The 6,603-nt window shown below is 67.2% G+C and carries 7 protein-coding genes; all 7 read right to left on the reverse strand.

The window, feature by feature from the left end; all coding sequences use genetic code 11:
• Positions 1–1,090: NAD(P)/FAD-dependent oxidoreductase (locus RMO40_RS03100; RefSeq protein ID WP_309716181.1), on the reverse strand; the 1,090-nt coding region annotated here is incomplete at its 3' end.
• A 44-nt stretch (positions 1,091–1,134) separates the two neighbouring features.
• Positions 1,135–1,755: a 2-dehydro-3-deoxy-6-phosphogalactonate aldolase gene (locus RMO40_RS03105; RefSeq protein ID WP_309716183.1), complete on the reverse strand. Its 621-nt coding sequence runs from the start codon at positions 1,753–1,755 to the stop codon at positions 1,135–1,137.
• Positions 1,752–2,648 (reverse strand): 2-dehydro-3-deoxygalactonokinase, encoded by an 897-nt coding sequence (locus RMO40_RS03110; RefSeq protein ID WP_309716185.1) that lies wholly within the window; start codon positions 2,646–2,648, stop codon positions 1,752–1,754. The genes RMO40_RS03105 and RMO40_RS03110 overlap by 4 nt, the downstream gene beginning before the upstream one ends.
• Positions 2,649–2,652: 4 nt before the next feature.
• The gene (gene yjfF / locus RMO40_RS03115) at positions 2,653–3,612 is read right to left on the reverse strand and encodes a galactofuranose ABC transporter, permease protein YjfF (RefSeq protein WP_309716195.1); all 960 of its coding nucleotides are present in this window, start codon (positions 3,610–3,612) and stop codon (positions 2,653–2,655) included.
• A gap of 80 nt (positions 3,613–3,692) precedes the next feature.
• Positions 3,693–4,733: an ABC transporter permease subunit gene (locus tag RMO40_RS03120; protein ID WP_309716189.1), complete on the reverse strand. Its 1,041-nt coding sequence runs from the start codon at positions 4,731–4,733 to the stop codon at positions 3,693–3,695.
• Entirely contained in the window at positions 4,730–6,268 is a 1,539-nt protein-coding gene (locus tag RMO40_RS03125; RefSeq protein ID WP_309716191.1) for an ATP-binding cassette domain-containing protein, read from the reverse strand. Before RMO40_RS03125 ends, RMO40_RS03120 begins: the two co-directional genes overlap by 4 nt.
• A 22-nt stretch (positions 6,269–6,290) precedes the next feature.
• Positions 6,291–6,603, reverse strand: a 313-nt coding sequence (locus tag RMO40_RS03130) for an ABC transporter permease subunit (RefSeq protein ID WP_489660095.1), incomplete at its 5' end; no start/stop codon positions are given.

Here is a 6,603-nt window from a genome sequence, read left to right on the forward strand (position 1 = left end):
CCAGGGCCAGGCACGAGGTGAGCCCTGGCGACTCGATGCCGAACAGGTTGACCAGGCCCGCCACGCCATGCTCGCGCGGCCCGTCGATGCGGAAGTCGGGCGCGGGTTGATCGCGCGAGTGGATCTTCGGGCGCATGCCGCTGTAGGCCGGCTGCAAAGCGCCATCGGGCAAGCCTGGCCAATAGCGGCGCACGTCGGCGTAAAAGCCGGCAGCGCGTGCGGGGTCAACCACGTAGTCGAGGGGCGCGTCGGCCACCTCATCGGGCAGCCACTCCACGTCGGGGCCAAAACGTGCCCGCCCGCCCAGGTCGAGCGTCAGGTGTACACCCAACCAGGCGTCTTGCGGCAAGGGGTAGACGAGCCGTGAGAACGGCGCCCGGCCGGCCAGCGCGTAGTAGTTGCCTTTGCTGAAATGAGCGCGCGGCACATGAGCCGGGCCCAGCCCTTCGGTGGCAGCCGCCAGACGCGGCGCCCACAGGCCCGCCGCGTTGATCACGGTGCGTGCGGCCAGCTCCATCGGCTCGTCACCACCCACCTGCAAGACATGCCGGCCCGCGCCGCAGACGATGCGCTGCACCGGCGACGACAAGGCCACGTCACCGCCCGCCCGCTGCAGGTCGCCTTGCAGGGCCAGCATCAAAGCGTGGCTGTCGATGATGCCGGTGGAAGGCGACAAGATGGCACCCACGCAAGCCAGCTGCGGCTCGAGCGCCAGCGCCTCGGCCGCGCCGAGCCGCCGCAGGTCGTGCACGCCATTGGCTGCCGCCTTGCCCATCAGCGCATCGAGCCCGGCAAGCTGGCTCTCGTCGGTGGCCACCACCAGCTTGCCGCAGCGCTGGTGCGGCACGCCGTGAGATTCGCAGAACGCATACAGCTGCTGCCTGCCCTGCACACACAGCCGCGCTTTCAGCGAGCCGGCAGGGTAGTAAAGGCCGGCGTGAATCACCTCGCTGTTGCGCGAGCTGATGCCGGTGCCGATGGCGGTTTCGCTTTCCAGCACCAGAGTCTCGAGCCCGCGCTGTGCCAACGCGCGGCCGATCGCCAGGCCCACCACGCCCGCACCGACCACGACGGCATCCACTTGGTCCATTGACCCGCACTCCCGGTTCGACCCGAACCAGGCGTCGGGCGCTTCTATTCTGCGGCAGCCCAGGCGGCGATGAAGGCCTGCGCACGGCTCGCCAGCACCTGCGGCGAGACACCCGGCTGGAACAACTGGCTGCCGATGCCAAAGCCGGTGGCGCCGGCATTCACCCACGCCGCGATGCCTTCGGGTGTGACACCCCCCACCGGCCACAGCGGCGTACCCGGTGGCAACACCGACTTGAAGGCCTTGAGACCCGCCTGGCCCACCATGTCGGCCGGAAACAGCTTGAGCGCGTGCGCACCCCAGCGCAATGCGTTGAAAGCTTCGCTGGGCGTGGCCACGCCGGGCGCGGCCAGCATGCCGCGATCGTTGGCACGGCGGATCACGTCGGCCTCGCAATTCGGCGCCACCATCAGCCGGCCCCCTGCCGAATGCACGTTGTCGACGTCGGTGGCGCTGAGCATGGTGCCACCGCCCACCAGCGCGTCGGCCGGCGCCATGGCCCTGAGCGCGGCAATGCAGTCCAGCGCCTCGGGCCGGTTGAGCGGCACCTCGACGATGCGAAAGCCGGCGTCGAACAAGGCGCGACCCAGCGGCTGCACTTCGGCCAGCGTGAGCCCGCGCAAGATCGCCACCAGCGGGGGTTGAAAACGATGCAGGTCGTTCACGATGTGGCAAGCCCTTCACGCAAGGCCCACAGCGCAGCCAGATAGACCTCGCGCGGGTCGAGCACGCTCAGCGCGCAGCCGTGGTGAAGGGCCGCTGTCTTGTAAGCCTCGGCCAGGGGGTCGGCTGCGATCAGCGTCACCTGCGGCAGACCGGGCGTGCGCTGCACGGCGTCGGCCCACTCCGCGCCGATCAACAGGCCCGAGAGGTACGACCGCGCATGGGCGGCCGGCATGTCACCCGCCACCACACGGGCACGGCAGCCAAACAGGGTTTGCGAGAGCACGCCTTGTGTGGCCGCTTGCAAGCCGTCATGAAAGGCCGGTGCGTGGTGGGCGCTTGTGTCCACCATGCTGGCCAGCGTGCCGTGCTGGCCGAGCAGGCCGAACAGCTCGCCGGTCATGTAGGTGCGCAACACGCTCACTGCACCCTGCTCCACCCTTGCCCACTTGCTGTGTGTGCCAGGCAGCACGTACCAGCCGTCGCCGTGGCCGAGGGCCAGCGCGCCGAGCAGCTGCGTTTCTTCACCGCGCATCACGTCGACTTGGCCAGGCCCTCCGCGCCAGCGGTAACCGGGCACGATGGCACAGGCGCGTCCCGCCGGTGAGGCGCGCAAGGGCATCAGCCGCTCGGTCAGCGTGGTGAGCGGTGTGGTGGCATCGAGGTAGGGCACTTCCTGCCAGCCCGACGCCGCACCCACCATGCCCGACATCAGCACCGGCAGACCGTGGGGCCAGCGCGCCAGCACGGCGGCAAAGCTTTCCGCGAAACGCCCCTGCGACGCCAGCAAGCCCTGGTCGTCGCTGTATTCGGCGACCAGTTGCCCCTGCATGCCGAGCAGGTAGGCACGGCGATGTGTTGTGCCCCAGTCGATGCCGATCAGCCCGCGTGCCATGCCCTCACCTCACGCGTTTTGATTCGAACACCCGCTGCAGCAGGCAGAAGACGAACAGCAGCCCGCCGATGACGATGCGTGTCCACCACGAGCTGAGCGTGCCGTCGAACATGATCAGCGTCTGGATGATGCCGAGGATCAACACGCCGAACAAGGTGCCCGCCACATAACCCACACCGCCGGTCAGCAGCGTGCCTCCGATCACCACCGCCGCAATCGCATCCAGCTCCAGCCCCACCGCATGCAGGCCGTAGCCCGAGAGCATGTAGAAGGTGAACACCACACCGGCCAGCGCCGAGCAGAAGCCGCTGAAGGTGTAGACGCCGACGATCGTGGATTTGACCGGCAACCCCATCAGCACCGCCGAGTGTTCGCTACCGCCGATGGCGTAGACCGTGCGCCCGAACTGCGTGTAGTGCGCGATGAAGATGGCCACCGCCACCACCACCAGCGCGAGCACCGCGCCCACAGAGAGCGACGCATCGCCCCACACCGGGATGCGCCATTGCGAGATCTCGGTGTAGGTGGCGTGGGTGATGCTGATCGAGTCGACGCTGATCAGGTAGCACAGGCCGCGTGCGAGGAACATGCCGGCCAGCGTGACGATGAAGGGCTGCAACCGAAAACGCTCGATCAGAAAACCCTGCAGCGCACCGAAGGCCGTGCCCATCAACAGCACCAACGGCAGCACCACCGCCGGACTCCACCCGTGCTTTTCGACCAGCGAGGCCGACACCATGGTGGTGAGCGCGATCACCGAGCCGACCGAGAGGTCGATGCCACCCGACAGGATCACGAAGGTCATGCCCACCGCGACGATGCACAGGAAGGCGTTGTCGATCAGCAGGTTGAGAAACACCTGCGGCGAGAAGAAGCCGGTGTAGGCCACCGAGCCCACCGTGGCCATCGCAAAGAAGAGCGCGATGGTGACGCTGAGCGGCAGGTACTTCGGGTCCATCGTCATCCCCGAGAAGGCGGGGATCCACGAACGCCGTTGGATTCCCGCCTTCGCGGGAATGACGGTGCTGGGTGATGGCGTGGCGCTCATGGCTTGGCTCCCACCGGCGCACGAAACACCCAGCCGCGCACCGTCTGCCTGAACTCGGCCGACTGCAACAGCACCACCACGAACACCACCGCCGCCTTCACCACCAGGTTGACCTCGGGCGGCACGCCGAGCGAGTAGATGGCGTAGGTGAGCGTCTGGATGATGAGCGCGCCGATCACGCTGCCGGCCAGGCTGAAGCGCCCGCCGGTGAGCGCCGTGCCACCGAGCGTGACGGCCAGGATCGCGTCGAGCTCCATCAGCTGGCCGGCGTTGTTGCCGTCGGCACTCTTCACGTTGGAGCTGATGAGCAAGCCCGCCACACCCGCGCACAGGCCACAGAAGGCATAGACCCACAGCGTGATCAGCCGCGCCCGCACCCCCGCCACGCGCGCCGCTGCGGGGTTGATGCCCACCGCCTGGATGAACAGACCCAAGGCCGTCTTCGTCACCACCCACCACAGCAGCAGGAACACGGCGGCCGCGATGAAGAGCGAGAACGGCAGGCCCAGCAGGTAGCCGCTGCCGATGAAGAAGTACGGCGCGTAGTAGATGGTGATGATCTGCCCGTCGGTGATGAGCTGGGCGATGCCGCGCCCAGCCACCATCAGGATCAGCGTGGCGATGATGGGCTGCATGCCGACCTTGGCCACGAGCACGCCGTTCCACAGGCCGCACAACAACGCCACGCCCAGGGCCGCGGCAATCGCCACCGGCATCGGGAAGCGGCTGGTGTGGGTGGCCACGCCATCGGTCATCACGAGTGCGCCGCCGATCATCCACGCCGCAATGGCCGCGGTGATGGCCACGGTGGCGCCCACCGAGATGTCAATGCCGCGCGTGGCGATCACGAGCGTCATGCCGAGCGACACCAGCACCAGCGGCGCGGCGCGGTTGAGGATGTCGATCAGGCTGCCGTAGAGGTGGCCATCACGCCACTCCAGGTGCAGGAAGCTCGTGTTGAAACTCGCGTTGAGGATCAGCAGCAACAGCAGCGTGACGACCGGCCATGCCAATCGGTGTTTGAACAGGTTGTTCATGCGTCCGCCGCAATCAGGTGATAGACCGCTTGCTCGCTGCTGCCGGCAGGCAGCTCGCCCACCTTGCGGCGATCGCGCAGCACGGCGATGCGGTGCGACACACGCACCACCTCGCTCATCTCCGACGAGATGAACAGCACCGCCATGCCGCCTTCGGCGAGGCGAAGGATCTCGTCCATGATTTCCTGCTTGGCCGCCACGTCGATGCCGCGTGTGGGTTCGTCGAGGATCAGCAGGCGAGGCTCGGTCGCCAGCCAGCGCGCGAGCATGGCCTTTTGCTGGTTGCCACCCGAGAGCAGGCCGATGGGGGTGTCGATGCTCGCGGTCTTGATGCCCAGCGCCTTGACAAAGCGTTCGGCCAGCTCGGCCTGCTGATCGCGCGAGAGAAAGCGCGCCAGGCCATGCCGCGCCTGCAAGGCCAGCGCAATGTTCTCGCGCACCGACATTTCGGCCACGATGCCATCGGTCTTGCGCTCTTCGGGGCACAGGCCGAGGCCGTGCTTCACCGCATCGGCCGGTGACTTGAAGCAGACGGTGCGGCCGTCGACCTGCAGCTCACCCTGGTCGGCAGTGGCCAGGCCGAACAGCAGCCGTGCCAGCTCGGTGCGCCCCGACCCCAGCAAGCCGCCCAGACCCACCACCTCACCGGCGTGCAGGCTCAAGTCGATGGGTTGCAGCTGGCCACGTTGGGCCAGGCCTTGTGCGCGCAAAAGCGGTGTCACGCCTTCGGCGGCTGCAGCCTTGGGCGCCACCTCGCCTTGCCGCTCCAACTCGCGGCCGATCATGGCGGTGATCAGCATCGACGGGCTCAGCGCACGCGCCGGGTACTCACCCACCAGCTCGCCATTGCGCAGCACGGTGATGCGGTCGGAGATGGCGTACACCTGCTCCAGGAAGTGGGTGACAAAAAGAATCGCCATGCCCTCACCGCGCAAGCGGCGCAACACGTCGAACAGGCGCGCCACCTCGTCTTCATCGAGGCTGGAGGTGGGCTCGTCGAGGATCAGCACCTTGGCTTGCACGCTCAAGGCGCGCGCGATCGCCACCATCTGCTGCACCGCCACGGCGTAGCTGTCGAGCCGGCGGGTCACGTCGATGTGCAGGTTGAGCTTGGCCAGCCACTCGGCGGCCTGGGTGTTCATGAGCGCCCAGTCGATGCGCCAGGCGCCTGCCGCACCCTTGCGCGGGTAACGCCCGGCGAAGATGTTTTCGGCCACGCTGAGGTTGGGGCACAGGTTCACCTCCTGGTAGACCGTGCTGATGCCCAGCGCCTGCGCGTGTTGCGGCGACGCGGGTGTGATCGGCTGGCCGGCCAGGCTCATCTCGCCCGCGTCGGCCGGGTACACGCCGGTCAGCACCTTGATCAGCGTCGACTTGCCAGCGCCGTTTTGTCCCATCAGCGCATGTACCTCGCCTGGAAACAGGCGCAGGCTGACCTCGCTCAAGGCCTTCGCGCCGAAGAACGACTTGGAAACGCCGTTGAGTCGCAGCATGGGCTGCGGGCAACCGGCATGGGGGCATTCGCGGTAGACCATGTGGTGTCTCTTGTGTCCTGTCTCAGCTCTTGTTCTTGTTGTACACGTCGATGAACACCGCTGCCAACAGCACCAACCCCTTGATGACCTGCTGGTAATCGATGCCGATGCCCATGATGGACATGCCGTTGTTCATCACGCCCATGATGAAAGCACCAATCACCGCGCCCATCACGCGGCCCACTCCGCCGGAGGCCGAAGCTCCGCCGATGAAGCAGGCCGCGATCACGTCGAGCTCGAAGCCGAGGCCGGCTTTGGGTGTGGCAGTGTTCAGCCGCGCAGCAAACACCAGGCCGGCCAGCGCGGCCAGCACGCCCATGTTGATGAAGGCATAA

The sequence above is a fragment of the Rhizobacter sp. genome, assembly GCF_031412075.1.
In the GTDB taxonomy this organism is placed as follows: Bacteria; Pseudomonadota; Gammaproteobacteria; order Burkholderiales; family Burkholderiaceae_C; genus Rhizobacter.